This is a genomic window from Actinacidiphila oryziradicis (genome assembly GCF_005047355.1).
In the GTDB taxonomy this organism is placed as follows: domain Bacteria; phylum Actinomycetota; class Actinomycetes; order Streptomycetales; family Streptomycetaceae; genus Actinacidiphila; species Actinacidiphila oryziradicis.
The window spans coordinates 1-14910 of sequence record NZ_SUMC01000146.1 but is presented as its reverse complement, the minus strand read 5'-3'; the positions used below and the strand labels follow the sequence as shown (position 1 = coordinate 14910).

General features: G+C 68.7%; 16 protein-coding genes. 11 read left to right on the top strand and 5 right to left on the bottom strand.

All coding sequences use genetic code 11. The features are described 5' to 3' along the window. The first annotated feature begins 258 nt into the window (after nt 1–258). Complete coding sequence (locus FCI23_RS49870; RefSeq protein ID WP_136730604.1) at nt 259–720, top strand: peptidoglycan-binding domain-containing protein; 462 nt, start codon at nt 259–261, stop codon at nt 718–720. Nucleotides 721–952: 232 nt separating this feature from the next. Here FCI23_RS49870 and FCI23_RS49865 read toward each other — a convergent pair whose 3' ends face one another. Continuing rightward, on the bottom strand, nt 953–1603 hold the full coding sequence (locus tag FCI23_RS49865) for a response regulator (protein WP_136730603.1): 651 nt from the start codon (nt 1601–1603) through the stop codon (nt 953–955). Continuing rightward, nucleotides 1600–2751, bottom strand: a complete 1152-nt coding sequence (locus FCI23_RS49860; protein ID WP_211265825.1) for a sensor histidine kinase — start codon at nt 2749–2751, stop codon at nt 1600–1602. Before FCI23_RS49860 ends, FCI23_RS49865 begins: the two co-directional genes overlap by 4 nt. Before the next feature lie 183 nt (nt 2752–2934). Here FCI23_RS49860 and FCI23_RS49855 point away from each other — a divergent pair, with 183 nt between their 5' ends. The 7 genes from FCI23_RS49855 (at nt 2935) to FCI23_RS49830 (ending at nt 8876) form a co-directional block, all read left to right on the top strand. Next, nucleotides 2935–3642, top strand: a complete 708-nt coding sequence (locus FCI23_RS49855; RefSeq protein WP_136730602.1) for a hypothetical protein — start codon at nt 2935–2937, stop codon at nt 3640–3642. Next, nucleotides 3639–4451 carry a hypothetical protein gene (locus FCI23_RS49850; RefSeq protein ID WP_136730601.1) on the top strand — a complete coding sequence of 271 codons (813 nt, stop codon included), beginning with the start codon at nt 3639–3641 and terminating at the stop codon, nt 4449–4451. The genes FCI23_RS49855 and FCI23_RS49850 overlap by 4 nt, the downstream gene beginning before the upstream one ends. After that, nucleotides 4448–5389, top strand: a complete 942-nt coding sequence (locus FCI23_RS49845) for an ABC transporter ATP-binding protein (protein ID WP_136730600.1) — start codon at nt 4448–4450, stop codon at nt 5387–5389. The genes FCI23_RS49850 and FCI23_RS49845 overlap by 4 nt, the downstream gene beginning before the upstream one ends. 26 nt (nt 5390–5415) lie before the next feature. Continuing rightward, nucleotides 5416–5580 (top strand): hypothetical protein, encoded by a 165-nt coding sequence (locus tag FCI23_RS57640; RefSeq protein ID WP_169317363.1) that lies wholly within the window; start codon nt 5416–5418, stop codon nt 5578–5580. 263 nt (nt 5581–5843) lie between these two features. Beyond that, entirely contained in the window at nt 5844–6446 is a 603-nt protein-coding gene (locus FCI23_RS49840; protein WP_136730599.1) for a recombinase family protein, read from the top strand. Nucleotide 6447: 1 nt separating this feature from the next. After that, entirely contained in the window at nt 6448–7962 is a 1515-nt protein-coding gene (locus FCI23_RS49835) for a S1 RNA-binding domain-containing protein (protein WP_136730598.1), read from the top strand. Continuing rightward, the gene (locus tag FCI23_RS49830) at nt 7959–8876 is read left to right on the top strand and encodes a hypothetical protein (protein ID WP_136730597.1); all 918 of its coding nucleotides are present in this window, start codon (nt 7959–7961) and stop codon (nt 8874–8876) included. The genes FCI23_RS49835 and FCI23_RS49830 overlap by 4 nt, the downstream gene beginning before the upstream one ends. 245 nt (nt 8877–9121) lie before the next feature. Here the strand turns inward: FCI23_RS49830 and FCI23_RS57635 are convergent, their stop codons facing one another. After that, nucleotides 9122–9274, bottom strand: coding sequence for a hypothetical protein (locus FCI23_RS57635; protein WP_169317362.1), 153 nt, complete (start codon nt 9272–9274; stop codon nt 9122–9124). A 257-nt stretch (nt 9275–9531) separates the two neighbouring features. On the opposite strand from FCI23_RS57635, the gene FCI23_RS49825 reads away from it, so the two are divergent. The 3 genes from FCI23_RS49825 (at nt 9532) to FCI23_RS49815 (ending at nt 12127) form a co-directional block, all read left to right on the top strand. Then, nucleotides 9532–10488, top strand: coding sequence for a phosphotransferase (locus FCI23_RS49825; protein ID WP_136730596.1), 957 nt, complete (start codon nt 9532–9534; stop codon nt 10486–10488). Nucleotides 10489–10806: 318 nt separating this feature from the next. Beyond that, a complete protein-coding gene (locus FCI23_RS49820; protein WP_136730595.1) occupies nt 10807–11271 on the top strand; it encodes an acyl carrier protein in 465 nt (154 codons plus the stop codon). After that, nucleotides 11261–12127 (top strand): fructosamine kinase family protein, encoded by an 867-nt coding sequence (locus FCI23_RS49815; RefSeq protein ID WP_136730594.1) that lies wholly within the window; start codon nt 11261–11263, stop codon nt 12125–12127. The genes FCI23_RS49820 and FCI23_RS49815 overlap by 11 nt, the downstream gene beginning before the upstream one ends. Nucleotides 12128–12420: 293 nt before the next feature. Here the strand turns inward: FCI23_RS49815 and FCI23_RS49810 are convergent, their stop codons facing one another. Continuing rightward, nucleotides 12421–13542, bottom strand: a complete 1122-nt coding sequence (locus FCI23_RS49810) for a site-specific integrase (protein WP_136730593.1) — start codon at nt 13540–13542, stop codon at nt 12421–12423. 82 nt (nt 13543–13624) lie between these two features. Further along, a complete protein-coding gene (locus tag FCI23_RS49805) occupies nt 13625–14686 on the bottom strand; it encodes a protein kinase family protein (protein WP_136730592.1) in 1062 nt (353 codons plus the stop codon). Nucleotides 14687–14910 lie beyond the last annotated feature (224 nt).

Here is a 14910-nt window from a genome sequence, read left to right as displayed (position 1 = left end):
ACTTCGACCAGACCTACCAAGCCATCGCCGGCCTGGTCTCCGACCGCGCGGCCATGCGGTAATCAACCACCAGCCAACCCGCCAGGCCAGCACAGCCCGACCTCAATCGAGCACCACGTCGTAAGCGTTTGGCACGCACTGCTATCCACATGCCAGCAGCACCCGGGAATGATCGGGGCAAGAAGAGATGCGCCGTGCATGGTGCATATCCATGACCCAGCCGCCCGCACCCGGCGGGCGGTACCTGCAGGGGAGAACATGAGACACGCACGCTGGAAGGCCGCCGTCGTCGCCGCATCTGCAGCCGGGATCCTCGCCTCGGGTGCCGCCCTGGCGCCTGCGGCCAGCGCCGCACCCGCCCAGCAGGTCCGCACCCACACCTTCACCATCCAGGCCGTCAACAACCTCGGCCTCTCCACCAGCGAAGCCATGAGCGTACAGTGCTACGTCCGCGACGCCGGATTCAGCCCCGGCGCGATCGACGGCCAGCTCGGCTCCAGCAGCTGGATGGCCTGGCAGCGTTTCCTCAACGCCCGCGGTTTCAACGCCGGAACCGTCGACGGCATCGTCGGCCCCAACACCATCCGCGCCCTCCAGCGCTTCCTCAATGCCCTCGGCTACGACACCGGCGGCGTCGACGGCGTCGCCGGAACCAAGACCAAAGCCGCCTGGAAGGCGTTCTCCCACCTCGGCTTCGGCACAAACGGAAGCTGGTGCTGACCACCCGTCGCGGCGTACGACGGCGATCTGCACCGCGTAGGCGTTCTTCAGTTCCGTGGTCTCCACATCGACGGAGACCAGCGAGTCGTGCGTGCCGTTGAGGCCGACTTGGGACGCGTCGCCACGTCTGCTACCTGGGCATCGGGCGGCTGTGGGACAAGGACACGGGCCAGTCGCGCCTGAACTACTCGATGGTTGTGCGGGAACTCGGCGATTTACTGCGGAAGTCGAGCTAGAACATGAGTCTGGATTCCCACGCCCAGGCGGTGATCTCGACCCGGTTGCGTACGCCGAGTTTGTTCTGGATGCCGGTTAGATGGCCTTTGACGGTGCTGAGCGAGATGAACAGCTCGGCGGCGATCTCCTGGTTGGTGCGCCCTCGGGCGACGGCCCGGACGACCTCGGTCTCGCGTTCGGTGAGTGGCTGGGAGGGCTGGGGGGCCGTCGCGACTCTGACGGGCGCGAGGTTCCGCAGTAGGCGCAGGGTGATCGACGGGGAGATCAGCGCGTCGCCGGCGCTCGCGGCCCGCACGGCCTCGACAAGCAGGGTGGGGCCGGCGTGTTTGAGGACGAAGCCGACGGCGCCGGCCTGCAGTGCGCCGTAGACGTACTCGTCGAGTTCGAAGGTGGTGACGATGACCACGCGGAGCGGATTGACGACGCCGGGGTCGGCCAGTGCGCGGGTGACCTCGATGCCGTCGAGTCGGGGCATGCGGATGTCCACGAGGCAGACGTCGGGCTTCAGTTGACGTGCCAGGGCGACTGCTTCGGCGCCGTCGCAGGCCTCGCCGGCCACGGTGATGTCGGGCTGGTCTTCCAGGATGAGTCGCAGGCCGCGGCGGATCATCGCCTGGTCGTCGGCGATCAGGACGCTGATGCTCATCGGCGATCTCCGGCGGGGACGGGCAGGCTGGCGTGTACCGACCAGCCAGCGCTGGGCCGTGGGCCTGCGCCCAGCGTGCCGCCGAGGGCCTCGACGCGTTCGCGCATCCCGACCAGGCCGTAGCCGCCGCGGGGGGAGTGGCGGACCGGGGAGTGCGGTGCGTCGTCGGTGATCTCGACCGTGATGTCCTCCTGGTCCTGGGTGATGGTGACGGCGGCCGAGCGGGCGTGGCGGGCGTGGCGGGCGATGTTGGTCAAGGACTCCTGGACGACTCGGTAGACGGTGGTGGTCACTTCGGGCGGCCATGGCCCATGGCCGGTGGGCATCTGGAGGTGCACGGCCGGGCCGTGCACTTCGAAGCGCCGGACGAGTTCGGTGAGCTGTTCGGGGCCTGAGGTGGTGGCGGCGCCGTCGTCGGCGTCGCGGAGCAGGGCGACCACACGGCTCATGGCGTCCAGTGCGTCAGTACCCGAACGCTCGATGTCGGCTAGGGCGTCGTCCAGCGCTTCGGACGCGGGCTGCTTGCGGCGGACGATCCGGGCAGCCTGGGTTTGCACCACGATGCCGGAGATGTGGTGGGCGACGACATCGTGCAGCTCCCTGGCCAGGGCCAGGCGCTCGTCCCGCCGTACCATTTCGGCGGCGGCCTGGCGACGGAAGTCCAGGAAGCGCAGGGCCAGCCCGACCCCGATGGCGGCGATCCAGCCCAGGACGCCGAACTGGACCGGGGCGGGATGGGCGGCGGGCCGGGGGGTGGTGGTGAGCCAGCCGAGGGCCATGACCGCCAGCCCGGCGCCGGCGATGACGGCGGCCCGTCGCGGCGGCAGAGTCCGGACGGCGGAGCCGCCGAGAACCATGAGGGCCAGGGATGTGGCGACGCCAGGTTCGCCGGTCAGGTGCCCGAGTTTGGAGGTCAGCGCGGCGGCGGCCGCGACGGCCAGGCCGACGGCCGTTGCCGCCGTCCTGTCGCGTTCGCGCAGCAGGGCCGCCGCGCACATCAGCATCCCGACGCCGCAGTCGAATAGCCAGCCCTCACCTGCGGCGGCGATCCGGTACGCCGTGACGGCCAGCACGGCGGCGAACATCACGCCGAGCCCGGCATTCGCCCGTGTCCTGGCCTGCGCGGCCAGCCGATCCGTTGCGCTCACAGCGCTCAAGGCTACGGAATCCGCTGAGGCCGCCGTACCGGCCGAAAGTACCGGGGCGCTCCGGCCGAACCGTACCTTCGGCCGGTGCGGGCGCTGATCAAAGGCCAGAGGCATGGTGCCCATGCCTCGATACCTTCACACGCGCCGCAGCCACGCGGGGCTTTCCCGTCCGGGCGGACGGACATGAACAGCATTAGCAGATCGACCTGGACTCGCCTCGGTCTCGAAGTACGGATCACCGGAGCCGCCGCCCTGGTGACCGCGCTCGCGGCGCCCCTCGGCGGGGCGGTGCTGGTGGCCGTTCTCTACGCCACTGGGGCCTCCGCCGCTGACTTGGACCGGGCGGCGGGCGCGGTCCTGGCAGGCTTCGCCCCGCTCGGCGTGGCGGTCGCGACCTCGTCCATCGTGGGCCCCGATCCCGGCGCCGAACTGGTCATGACCACCACCCCCTATCGGCGTGTGCTGTTCTTGCGGGCCGCGCTGGTGGCGGCCGCGGGCGCGCTGGCCAGCCTGCTGGACGCGATCGTTTTCCACGCCCTGGGGGCCTGGCCGCTGGGGCAGGGCAGCGGGGGCTACGTACTGGTGTGGGCCCCGCCGATGATCTGGCTGTCCGCGCTCGCGATGCTGAGCGCCGTGGCCACCCGCAGCACGGCCGCTGCCAGCGGCCTGATCGGCGGGGTGTGGCTGGCCCAGCTCGTCTTCGCCCACGACATGCGTAGCTACACGGTGCTGCGAGCGCAGTACCTGTTCATGAGCGTGGCCGACCGGGTCCAGGGCCATGACTTGGCGGTCAACCGGATCGCCCTGCCCGCGGTCGGCGTCGCCGCTCTCGCCGCGGCCAGCCTCCTGCTGGGACGCCCCGAACGATTCCTGGGGAGGGATGTCGCATGACCACCGTCCTCAACCGTCCTGTACCCGTCGTGGGAGATCGGGGCTGGTGGGCGAAGACGGCCGGGGCCGCTCGCTACGAGTACCTGATGCAGGTGCGCCGCCCGGCGGTGTGGCTGGTCGTGGTCGGGCTGATCGCGTTGCGGTCGTCTGCGCCCTGGCCACCCGAACTGGGCTCCGTCACGGTCCACTCGACTCTCGTGGCGGAGTGGGCGATGAACTTCACCATGCTGTGTCCGATCGGCGTCGGCGCCGTGCTGGCGGACCGGGCCCGCAGAGAGGCCTGCCTGGGCCTGTGCGACCTGCTGGGATCGACCCCCGCCGGCATCGGCCCGCGCTGGTGGGGCAAGGCCATCGGCGCCACCGCGGCGACGATCACACCGGTCGCCCTGTGTTGGGCCGCCCTGCTGGCGTACCTGGCCGCACAGCACGGAGCCTCGGTGCTCCCGGTCGGGATCGAGGTCTTCGCGGCGGTGATCCTGCCGGGCCTGATCTTCATCTCTGCCTGCTCGCTCACCATCCCGTTCCTGATCGGGGCGCCGCTGTACCGGCTGGGCCTGGTCGGCTACTGGTTCTGGGGCAACATGGTCGGCCCGCGCTACGGCATCCCCACCCCCGCCGGGACGCCTTTCGAGGCCATCGGTGAATACCCGGTGGGCGCCTGGTTCCACGGCCACATGTTCGACGCGGCTGACCGGGGTGTGCACGCGGACACCGCGAACGCCACGGTCAGCATCGCGTTCCTGCTCATCAGCGCACTCGTCGTCCTCGTCGTCACCCATCTCGTACTCAACAGGAGAAGCCAGTCATGACCGCGCCCGGCGTGACCATTACCGACCTGACCGTCACCTACCGGGGCGGACAGGTCCGCCCCCTCGACCGCGTCAACCTCTCCCTGCCCGGCGGAATGGTCGGCTTGCTCGGCCCCAACGGAGCCGGCAAGACCACCCTGATGCGGGTGCTGGCCGGGGTGCTGCACCCCGCCAAGGGCATCGTCACCGTGGACGGCAGCGATCTGACCTCGCGCGAGCGGCGCCAACGGATGAAGGCCACCGCTGGCTACCTTCCCCAGGAACTGGGGCTGTACCCGGACCTGACAGCCCGCCAGTTCATGGACTACATGGCCCTGCTGAAGGGCATCACCGACCGGACCGCCCGCCGGTCCCGCGTCGAGGAGGTCCTCGAACTCGTCGCGCTCAGCGATGTGGCGAACCGGAAACTGAAGACCTACTCGGGCGGCATGAAGCGGCGCGCCGGGATGGCCCAAGCCGTCTTGAACGACCCCCGGCTGCTGATCGTCGATGAGCCGACCGCCGGGCTCGACCCCGAGGAGCGGCTGCGGTTCCGCAGCCTGCTGGCCACCCTGGCCGGCGAGCGGACGGTGCTGCTGTCCACACACATCGTCGACGACATCGTGCAGACCTGCCCGAACGTCGTCGTGATCGAGCACGGCAGCGTCGCCTACCAGGGCGCCATCGGCGATCTGGCCGCCCACGCGGACGGCATGGTGTGGCTGGTCACCCAACCGGTCGGCACACAACCGCCCGACCTGCCCACCGTCACTATCACCCCAACCCCCGCCGGAAACACCTACCGGGTAATCGACGCCACACGTCCCGCCTCGGACGCACAACTCGTCGAGGCCACCGTCGAGGACGGCTACATCGCCCTCATGCACGCCATCGAAACAACCGCCAACCGCCAACCGCCGCAAGCCCACCGCCCCGACGCCAACATCCACATCCGCTGACAACGCAGAACCGAAGGAGACAACCGATGCCCTACCAGACGATCAATACGTCGATCATGCTGGCCGCGTACACGAGCGGCAGCCACCCCGGCCCGCCGTACTACATCGAATGGATCGTCATCTGCGCCGCGATCGTCGGCCTCCCCGTCTACCTCGTCCGCCTCCTGCGCGCCCGGCGCAACCGCCGCTGACGTACACGGTGTGTCCGCGGACCCGTTCGGAGTCGTCCAGGTCCTCCCTCGGGCATCCCGGGCGTTGCATCTCATTGCCCGAGGGCGTACCGAATATCGGAGCCACCACGCCGGAACGGTGTGTCCGGCCCGTCCGTAAGGGGAACCCCCAACGAACAATCGCGATCTTGCCCGGCGGGAGAGATCGACCTGCGCTGACGGCGTCTCATTTAGGGTGTCCGGTGACCTGTTCGCTGAGCGGGGGCTTACCGTACGCTTCGGGCATGAGTGAACGCGTCGGCTACGCGAGATGCAGTCTGGACAAGCAGGACCTCACCGCCCAGCGCGAGATCCTGCTCGGCCTGGACGTCCCGGAGGAGCGGATCTACCTGGACCACGGGCTGACCGGAACCAACCGCGACCGGCCCGGCCTGGCCCAGGCCCTCGCGGCGGTGCGCGCCGGCGACACCCTCGTCGTCCCGAAGCTCGACCGCCTCGCACGCTCGGTCCCCGACGCCCGCGATATCGGCGACTCGCTCACCGCCCGCGGCGTCAAGCTCTCGCTCGGCGGCACCCTCTACGACCCCGCCGACCCGATGGGCAAGATGTTCTTCAACATCCTGGCCACCTTCGCCGAGTTCGAGGTCGACCTCCTGCGCATGCGCACCCGCGAGGGCATGGCGGTAGCGCGAGCCAAGGGCAAGCTCAAGGGGAAGCAGCCCAAGCTCACCGCCCGTCAGCAGACCCACCTGGTCCAGCAGCACCGGTCCGGCGAGCACACCATCGCCGACCTCGCCGAGCTCTTCTCCGTCAGCCGCGCCACTGTCTACCGCGTCCTTGAACGCCAGCAGAACGCGCCCGCGCCTTCGACCTCCGGCGGGCAGTGACGTGCTGCCCTACGTCTACCAGGTCACCAAGTACGACCCCGCCGACCGCGATGAGCACGGCCACTACGCCGGCGCTGAGCCCGCGATCAGCGGCCACGGACCGGTCGAAGCCGCCTACCTGCAGGCCGTTGCCGCCTTCGCCGAGGACACCGGTGTCGACCGACTGGCCATCTGTGAGCCGCAGATCGGAGGCTTCGCCCACTTCGGCTTGGAGCCACCGCTCGACGGCTACGGTCTGGCTGACCTGTTCCCGGCCGGCCTCGCCGGGTTCCACGACGGTGCGCTGGTGCCGATCACCGTCGGCCTGGAACTCGTCCGGGCCATGCTCCGCGACAACGGCGCCTGGTGCCGCCTGGAGGCGGAGGGAGCGTTCGCGGTGCACGTCGGCTGGGACCAGTACCTCTACATCGGCAGCAGCCGCCCCTGCGAAGCGGCGCTGACCCGCACCCGCGCGCTCGGCCTGTTCCCGGAACGCCTGGACGCATCGCCGTACGACTTCGCCCCCGACGACCCACGGCACGTGCAGCGCCCGGCCGACGCCGACTTCTGGGCCCGCCTGCACTGGACCGTCAGCGCCCACCGCGCCACATTCCTGGAGGAGACCTACGCCGGGAACGCCTCCCGGTGGCACCGCCTCACCCGCGACAACATCGAGGCGGTGCAATCCCAGCTGACCCCTCGCGCCCAGCTGGCGGTGTGGCCGGACCTGCTCACTGACGTCGCCACGGCCGTGGCCTCTCTGCCCGACGAGGGCCTGGTGGAGATCATCTGGGAGGACGAGGACGGGCAGATCACCAGCACGGTCGCGGACGAGACCCAGTTCGACGCAGCTACCTCCCAGCTCACCAGCGCGTCTTCTGCTGGCGTCGTATCCCTGACCACCGATGAGCATCACCCTCTGTTCACCGCTGTACTGCCCGACAGCGACGGTGTTCTCCGCGCACGCTGGCAGACCGAGCCGACGTCCAGCGACCGGGACTGGGCGTTCCTGAAGACCCTGCGGCGCGGCCAAGTCGTCACCGGCATGGTGACGTCCATCGCCAGCTTCGGCGTCACCTTCGTGGACATCGGCGGCTTCACCGCGATGATCAACATTCCGGAGCTGTCCTGGCGTCCGTTCAACCATCCGTCCGATGTCGTCAGCGTCGGCCAGGAAATCAAAGCCGAGGTCCTCGACGTCGACATGGTCTGGGAACGAGTGCCGCTGTCGCTCCGAGCAGTGCAGGAAGACCCCTGGCCGCAGGTCGCACAGCGAATCGGGCAGGTGGTCACCGGACCGGTCACCAAGATCGTCCCCTTCGGCGTCTTCGTCCGCATCGAAGACCGAGAGGACGGCTTCCAGGGGCTGGTGCACACCAGCGAGCTGGATGAATCGTCCGAGAACGAGATCGAGGTCGGTGATGCCCTCGCCGTGAAGATCATTGAGGTCGATATCGTGCGCCGCCGCATTGCCCTGTCGTGTACCCAGGCCCGCACAACCAGCCCTGAGGACGACAGCAAGGGTGAATCAGCATGAGGAGCCAGGAAGCCGAGCTCGACCGGGACATAGCCGCGCTTCTGGTGGCCAGGGCGTTCACCGAGATCCGCCATCTGGCCGGAGGCACACAGCGCGTGGCGCAGGAAAACTCCCCTGACGAGGCTCTGGACCGCATCAGGTTCCTGGCCAACTTGAGCCACAATCTTCCGGGCATCGCACGGCCACGGCCCAGGAGGCCGTCCCGTCAGGGTAAGTCTTCCGGGAGCTTCGAACAGGCGATGGCCGAACGACCGATGAGCTGGGTCTGGAACACCGCCAGCCCAGAGGCGCGGGCATGGATGCTGCGTCACATCGAACAGGCAGGGCGAACCTGGATGCCGCCCCCACCACTGCCGGCATCCCGCAAGGACCCGTCGCCGATGACGCCGCAGCAACGGGTCGGCCTTCTGCTCAGGCGCTGGCCGGTCAAGGCCCCTGCCGAGCTCCAGCCACTGCCTCCGGAAGCGAACGTTCTCAAGGCCTTCAACACCGAAGGGGTCTGCGCTCTGCACGACGAGGCCCGACGACTCCGGCTCGGCCTAAGTGGAAGTGCAGCATGGCTCCGGGCCCACCTGGCCCCCGACGGCGTCCACTATCTGCTCCCGGATCCGGCGAACTACTACTGGCCCGGCACCCCAAACGGTCGGGGCGGCACGATCGACTGGTGGCAGTGCACCACGCTGCTGCAGATGTACAACGGAGAGTGGGTCAGCGGCATGGTCGCCGTACTCCCGGAGACCTTCGCAGCGCTGCCCTCGACTCTGCCCCGCAAGGAACAACTGCGACTCGTGCACTGCGCCCGCTCCATCGAGCGAGACACCTCCATCTGGGGCCGAGACCACAAGGCCGAATGCGCACCGCAGCTTTGCGGCTACGTCCCCGAAGCAACCGGCAACGCTCAGACGAGCACATGATGACCGCCGGCCGCGACGACGAACGGGGGGCGATGGTCGGTCGCCGCCCGACCATGATTGATCTCAGCGCCAAGTCCTGTACCTGAACTACTCAGCCCCGGGGAGGCCCGTGGGTTCAGGGCTTCAAGATCATCCCATGGCGGCTTTTGGGCTTACCTTGGCCGACGCCCTACTCAGCTCCAAGAGCAGCAGACCGGTCGACCGGCCGCCCCGTAAGACGTGCCACCGTTGAGATGGTCACCTGGTTACAGCCCGATCTGGTCGGTGGCAGCGTCTTCCCACTTCTCGCCCTCGTCGACGTACTCCCAAAAGACGGGACTGTTGGCGGACCATCCGCCCTGGGCCCGCAGCTTCTCGGCGCGCTTGCCCTTCTTGCGGCCCGTGGCCATGAGGCCCACAGACACCTCCTCCAGTCCACGCCCGCTGTGTGGGCGGATACAGCAGTGCGCCTCGTGGTGCACCAAGATCATCCATGAACCCCCCGACCGTGGCCGGGTGTTACACCCGGGAACTGGTGCATTTTGTCAGACACGCCTCGGCCGCGGCGGCCACAGGGGCAGCAGCGATGGTGTGATGCTCTGGAGCTTGCGCATCGATCGCACGTCGGAACGGTCGGACAGCGTTGTCGTGGTCGAACCCAGTATGGTTGCTCCGCATGACCGAGATCGAGATCGAGATCGAGATCGAGATCACCGCGGGTCTCATCCGCGACCTGCTGCGGGACCAGCATCCGGACCTGGCCGAGCTGCCCCTCCGCGAGGTGGAGGGCGGCTGGGGCAACCAGATGTGGCGCCTCGGGGACGAGCTGGCCGTGCGGATCCAGCGCATGGACACCGACCCCGAACACCAGCTCAAGGAGCGCCGGTGGCTGCCGCTGCTCGCCCCACGCCTGCCGCTGCTCGCCCCACGCCTGCCGCTGCCAATCCCCGTCCCGGTGCGGAGTGGTGCGCCCTCCGAGCGTCTCCCCAAGATTTGGACGGTCATGACGTGGGTGCCGGGCCTGCCGCTGGACCACGGGTCGATCACCCGCGGCGAGCACGCGGCCGACACCCTGGCGGCGTTCCTCCGGGCGCTGCATGTGGCAGCGCCCGCCGACGCACCGGTTGATACGGGCCGCGGCGCGCACCCCAAGGACTGCACGGACGGCTTCGACCAGTTCTTCGACTCCGTCGACGCTGACGCGATCGGCTCCGACGCCGCCGACGTCCGGGCCGTCTGGGACGACGCCGTCGCGGCCCCCGCATCGGAGGGTCCGCCGGTGTGGGTGCACGGCGACCTGCATCCCGCGAACGTCGTCGTCGCGGACGGGACGCTGGCGGGCGTTGTCGACTTCGGCGAACTGTTCGTCGGCGACCCGGCGTGGGACCTGGCGGCCGCCTGGGTGCTGCTGCCGGCGGGCGCGGCCGCACGCTTCTTCGCCGCGTACGCGGAGGCTGACGAGGCGACGGTCTGGCGCGCCCGCGGGCTGGCCGCGCTGAAGAGCCTCTTCCTGATGCTGATGGGCCAGAACGGGGACCGCGGCCTGCCCGGCGGCAAGCCGGCGTGGGGTCCGGCGGGACGGGCGGCGCTCGACCGGGTCCTGAGCGAGCGTCTGACCCGATTCCACGAGTAGATCGGCGGCATACTTCGACTGTTTCACCTAGCTTCTTGAGGGGGTGTCGCGGAGGCTGGGAAGGGCCAGGAGGCTGGCACCGGCTGCCAGGGTCCTTATAATGACGCCGGCGATCCCGGGCGGCTTGACGCAGAGCGCGCGAATCGCGGCGACGGTCAGGGAGCCTCTTCGAGTTGGTAGGTGCCGCGCCCGGCTTCGCTGAATTCGGGGCCGTTGCGGTCTTCGAAGGACCAGCGGTGGATCCGGGCTTACCGCGGGAGCTGCCCGCGATCGACTTCGACCTCTAATACCTCTACTCCTGCGAACGGGAGGTGCTTAATGGAATCAGAGCGCTCCCTCAGTCGGCTGAAGATCGCGTCCGCGCGGCACCCGCAGAATGCCGAGTACTGGAACCGGCTGCTGGCCGGTAGCGAGAAGACCGGGTTTCCCGCTGATCATCCAGTCGCACCGGGAGAGCCGACCTGGGAATACCTCATTGTGTGCAAGGCGGAGAAACCCATGGACAATCAGCAGCGCTGGCACCCGCTGTTCGGCGAGATCGTCCGCACCAACTTGGAGCTCGGGCCGGACGTGGCGTTGGCCGCGGACAGCTCGTTGCCCGACCTCGGCCTCGATTCGCTGACTGCGGTGAACCTGTCGGTCGACTTGGAGGAGGCCTTCGGCTTCTCCTTCCCGGACAACATCCTGATCGCTGCCACTTTCACGACGGTGGGCTCGCTCTGGACCGCGCTGAAGGAGCAAGCCCCGGAGATCGGCGACGGGGTGGCTGCGCATGACCATTGATGAACCGGAAGACGACTGGAGCCCGGATCTGCTGCCTGCCTCGATGTCGCCCATGGCTGTGGCCCGCCTTCATGGCGGCGTAGCCAACAGCACCTGGCTGATCGACCTGGCCGACGGAACTCAGGTGGTGGTCAAGGGCGGTCTGAACGCGCCGCCCGGGCTGTTCCAGACCGAGGCCGACGGCCTGAACGTGTTGCGGGAGTTCGGCCTGCGCACGCCTGGGGTGATTAGTGTCGGCGACACCGCGCTCATCCTTCAGGCGTTGAACGCCGACCTCCCGGACGACGACCGCTTCTGGGAGTCTGCCGGCCGCGCGGTGGCCCGCCTGCACCAGAACACATCCCCGCGGTTCGGCTGGGAGCGCGACGGCTGGCTGGGACGACTCGTTCAAAGCAACGGCTGGGAGCTCGACGGTCACCGGTTCTTCGCCGAGAACAGGATTTTGCGCTATCTGGCGGAGCCCGGTGCGCAGCGGGCCCTGGACGCGTCCGACCGTGCCGCGCTAGAAAGGCTGTGCGCCGGGTTGCCGAACCTGGTCCCGGAAAGCCCTGCTGTCCTGACCCATGGTGACCTGTGGCGGAACAACATCATCGCGGACGTCGACGGGAATCCGGCGTTCATCGACCCGGCGGTGTGCTGGATGTGGGCCGAGGCCGAGCTGAGCATGGCCTACTGCACAGGCGGGGTACCGGATCGCTTCTTCGGCGCCTACCACGAGTTGCGACCGCCGACGGACGGCTGGCGGGAACGTATGGAGCTGCTGAACCTGCGCGAACTGCTCAGCGTCGTAGCTCATTTTGGCCCGGTGGGCGACTACGCCGAGCGAATCCGGAACGTCGTGAAGCGGTTCATGTGAGCAGTCAAGCCATGCCCGAGGGTCGCAGCGTTGAAGGAAGTGGTTCCTGATGGCGTACCGCTACGAACCCATCTACCACCATCACTACCGCGGCGAGCATCCGCTGCGTACTCTCGGAAGAGCCGCGTTTCCGCAGGTCGCCGGAACCGCTGTCGCGCGCGGTTTACTGCGACAGGCCGATACGGCGTCACAGTCCGCTGACCTGCAGTCCCTTGCCTCAACGGCATGTTTCCGCGAGTACTCCAGTTTTCTGGCCCCCCGTAAGACGTGCCACCGTTGAGATGGTCACCTGGTTACAGCCCGATCTGGTCGGTGGCAGCGTCTTCCCACTTCTCGCCCTCGTCGACGTACTCCCAAAAGACGGGACTGTTGGCGGACCAGCCGCCCTGGGCCCGCAGTTTCTCGGCGCGCTTGCCCTTCTTGCGGCCCGTGGTGACTAGTCCGCGGCGCCCGGAGTGGCCGGTGATCCGCCGTCCGGTCAGGCCCGCGTACCGTGCGGGGCGGGTCATCGCGCGGCCGCAGCCGTCCGGCGACATCCGCGTGCTGCCGAGGTAGCCCCACTGGTCGACGGGCAGGAACGCCGGGCCCTCGGGGATCGCGCCGGCGGCGAGCTTGGCCGTCTGCCACGCGCGCCAGCAGCGCACCGGGCAGGTGTTGGGGTCCTCGCCATAGGCGACGACGACGTCTCGGGGCGGGCGCCCCTTCACGCTGGGGACGTGGACCTCCAGGCCCTCGTCGACGAGCCGGACGTGCGGGTCGTCGAGCGCACTCATCTCCTCGTTGCGCCCCGCGACGGCGAACCGCAAGGTGTTCAGCGACCGGTCCCGCAGCCGGGCCAGCTCCGGCACCACGTACGTGCGGCGGCGCCGGGCGGTCGGCTGCGGGGCCCGCTCGCGCGGGGCGTTGGCCATCTTCCGCAGGTCATCCGGTGTGGCCGCGGCCGCCTTGCCGCGGCCGCGGGCCTGCCTGTTCTTGTCCAGCTTCAGCGGCTTCAACGCCCTGCGGGCCGCCTCGGTGGCCTCCTTGGGCACGGTGAAGCCGCGGCGGCGGGCCTCCGAGGTGACGCCGGTGATCCGGCGCTCGATGGTGTTCGGCGCGGCCTTCTCCACCTCGTCCAGCCACGTCACGAACGCCACCATCGTGCCGACCGTGACGACGCTCAACGGCAGGTGGGTGCCCGTCCGCTCAGCGAGCCAGGCATGGAACTCTCCCCACAGCTCCCAGTCACGGGCGTACCCGTCCTTGGTCTTCTTCGGCCGGATCCGGTTCAGGTGCTCCTTGGCGTCCGCCTCCAGCGCCTTGATGACGGCGGCCGTCGCCGGGTCGTACACCTCGACCGCGCCCTCGGCGGGGGTGTCGTCGGCGTCGACCAGCTCAGCGTCGACGACCTCGACATGCTCCAGCTCGGTGGTCATCGTCCCTCCCTTCGCGATCTCGCTCTCCTCGATGGCCGGACCGGTCACTCGGTCGGGTCCGTCCGGGGGGCCCTGAGACCGCTCAGCTGCGTCGTGACCTGTCCTCATGGAGGGCCCGGCGGAGCGCCTCCAACGGGTACGGGGTCTCCCTGTTCTCGTCCTGGACCTTGCCGTAGAAGTCCGTCATCACTGCGGCGAGCGGTGCATGGCGGGAGAGGATCGCCCTGGCCTCTTGCGGTCCGTCCGGCGGGTCCTCGCCTTCCGCGCATGCGCGGATAAGTGCCTCGCGTTCTTTCCGCTCGTAGCCGTATAGAGCTGTGATCAGCCAGTTCACCAGCCAGCTGCGCGTATAGCAGCGATCGTAGGTCCTGTGCAGTTCGAAGAAACTGGTCTCGGCCGGTGACAGATCGAAGTGGGAGGAGATGGCGAGGCCGTAGTCGGCGAAGTAAAGGCGTCGGCCGTCGGTCAGGATGTTCTGGAAGTGGGCGTCGAAGTGCAGAAGCCCGCGAGCGTTCATGAAGGACGTGCCGGCCTCCAGCTCGCGCTCCGCCAGGGAGCAGGCCCGGTCGGCGGACTCTTCACCAGCCTTTACCTGCTCGGCGAGCCACTCGTGGAGCGTCTGGGGGATGTACTCCAGGAACAGCGCGAGGCTCGCGGAAGACTGCCGAAGGGCCTCGATACGACGGCGTACCTCGGGCCTGCCTCCCCAATAGGCCACGACCCGTTCCACGTCCGCGAGTTCCTCGGGAAGCGCGGCCTTATCCGGCAGCACGCGCCAGTGGTACATCATCGGGAACCCTTGGTGCTGCCTTCCGAGTACCCAGTTCGTCGTCATGGTGTGAACGGCGAGTTCCCGCCATGTCCCGAAACCAGCACCCCCACCGACGCCGTACTGGCAGAAGGTGGGAATCCCGAACAGGTTGGCCGTAGATCGCGCATGCTCCGGCAGCCGCTCCATATCCGTGAGCGGCACCCGCTTCACGAAGACCGGCTTCCCGTCAATCTCCAGTAGCGCGGACTTCCCGCCGACGCCGGAGCCAAGCGGCACGGCGGCGTCCACGAGCTCGCCCAGCCGGCGATCACTCCGAAGGGCGAGGGCAGCGGAGACGGTGCTGTAGGCGGCCAAGCGCGCGTCGTCTGACATATCGGGTTGCTCGCGGTTACCAGGGCATGAAGGTGACCACCGGCACGGCACCGGACCCGGTCCCTCTCTGACAGTCTCGGCTGAGACACCCGCTTGGTCGGGTTAGCCTGGATGGGCGAGACAGGAGTACACCCCGGCATGGTCAGCACCACCACCCCCGCTTCGGCTCCCGGAGAGGATCCGGCACCGCGCCCGAAGCGCCGCACATTCCCGGCTGAATACAA

What these genes read in the sequence shown, in the direction of transcription:
- FCI23_RS49870 (WP_136730604.1), top strand. Translation starts at nt 259, where the DNA reads ATGAGACACGCACGCTGGAAGGCCGCCGTCGTCGCCGCATCTGCAGCC.
- FCI23_RS49865 (WP_136730603.1), bottom strand. Translation starts at nt 1,603, where the DNA reads ATGAGCATCAGCGTCCTGATCGCCGACGACCAGGCGATGATCCGCCGC.
- FCI23_RS49855 (WP_136730602.1), top strand. Translation starts at nt 2,935, where the DNA reads ATGAACAGCATTAGCAGATCGACCTGGACTCGCCTCGGTCTCGAAGTA.
- FCI23_RS49850 (WP_136730601.1), top strand. Translation starts at nt 3,639, where the DNA reads ATGACCACCGTCCTCAACCGTCCTGTACCCGTCGTGGGAGATCGGGGC.
- FCI23_RS49845 (WP_136730600.1), top strand. Translation starts at nt 4,448, where the DNA reads ATGACCGCGCCCGGCGTGACCATTACCGACCTGACCGTCACCTACCGG.
- FCI23_RS57640 (WP_169317363.1), top strand. Translation starts at nt 5,416, where the DNA reads ATGCCCTACCAGACGATCAATACGTCGATCATGCTGGCCGCGTACACG.
- FCI23_RS49840 (WP_136730599.1), top strand. Translation starts at nt 5,844, where the DNA reads ATGAGTGAACGCGTCGGCTACGCGAGATGCAGTCTGGACAAGCAGGAC.
- FCI23_RS49830 (WP_136730597.1), top strand. Translation starts at nt 7,959, where the DNA reads ATGAGGAGCCAGGAAGCCGAGCTCGACCGGGACATAGCCGCGCTTCTG.
- FCI23_RS49825 (WP_136730596.1), top strand. Translation starts at nt 9,532, where the DNA reads ATGACCGAGATCGAGATCGAGATCGAGATCGAGATCACCGCGGGTCTC.
- FCI23_RS49820 (WP_136730595.1), top strand. Translation starts at nt 10,807, where the DNA reads ATGGAATCAGAGCGCTCCCTCAGTCGGCTGAAGATCGCGTCCGCGCGG.
- FCI23_RS49815 (WP_136730594.1), top strand. Translation starts at nt 11,261, where the DNA reads ATGACCATTGATGAACCGGAAGACGACTGGAGCCCGGATCTGCTGCCT.
- FCI23_RS49810 (WP_136730593.1), bottom strand. Translation starts at nt 13,542, where the DNA reads ATGACCACCGAGCTGGAGCATGTCGAGGTCGTCGACGCTGAGCTGGTC.
- FCI23_RS49805 (WP_136730592.1), bottom strand. Translation starts at nt 14,686, where the DNA reads ATGTCAGACGACGCGCGCTTGGCCGCCTACAGCACCGTCTCCGCTGCC.